This window comes from Kluyvera cryocrescens NBRC 102467, assembly GCF_001571285.1.
Taxonomy (GTDB): domain Bacteria; phylum Pseudomonadota; class Gammaproteobacteria; order Enterobacterales; family Enterobacteriaceae; genus Kluyvera; species Kluyvera cryocrescens.
In genome coordinates this window covers 1-522 of the sequence record NZ_BCTM01000100.1, presented here as the reverse complement: position 1 = coordinate 522, position 522 = coordinate 1, and the positions used below count along the sequence as shown (strand labels likewise).

General features: G+C 64.9%; 1 protein-coding gene. It reads right to left on the bottom strand.

Annotated features, from left to right (window positions below):
- Positions 1 to 522 (bottom strand): hypothetical protein (locus tag KCR01S_RS23675; protein WP_176573072.1); only part of this gene is annotated, 522 nt, incomplete at both ends.

The window sequence follows — 522 nt, the reverse complement described above, 5'->3', positions numbered from 1 at the left end:
CATCTGCATCTGCATCTGCATCTGCATCTGCATCCGCATCGGCATCGGCGTCCGCGTCGGCATCTGCGTCAGAATCTGCATCGGCATCTGCATCTGCGTCCGCATCAGAGTCAGCATCGGCATCGGCATCCGAGTCGGCATCGGCGTCAGAATCTGCATCAGAATCGGCATCCGCGTCCGAGTCGGCATCCGCATCAGCGTCGGCATCGGCGTCCGCATCAGCGTCTGCGTCGGCATCCGCGTCGGCGTCAGCATCGGCATCGGCGTCTGCATCCGCATCGGCATCCGCGTCCGAGTCGGCATCTGCGTCCGAGTCGGCATCCGCATCTGCGTCCGCATCCGCATCCGCGTCGGCATCCGCATCGGCATCCGCGTCCGAGTCGGCATCTGCGTCCGAGTCGGCATCCGCATCTGCGTCCGCATCGGCATCCGCATCCGCGTCGGCATCCGCATCCGCATCGGCATCGGCGTCAGAATCTGCATCAGAATCTGCATCCGCGTCGGCATCCGCATCCGCGTCGG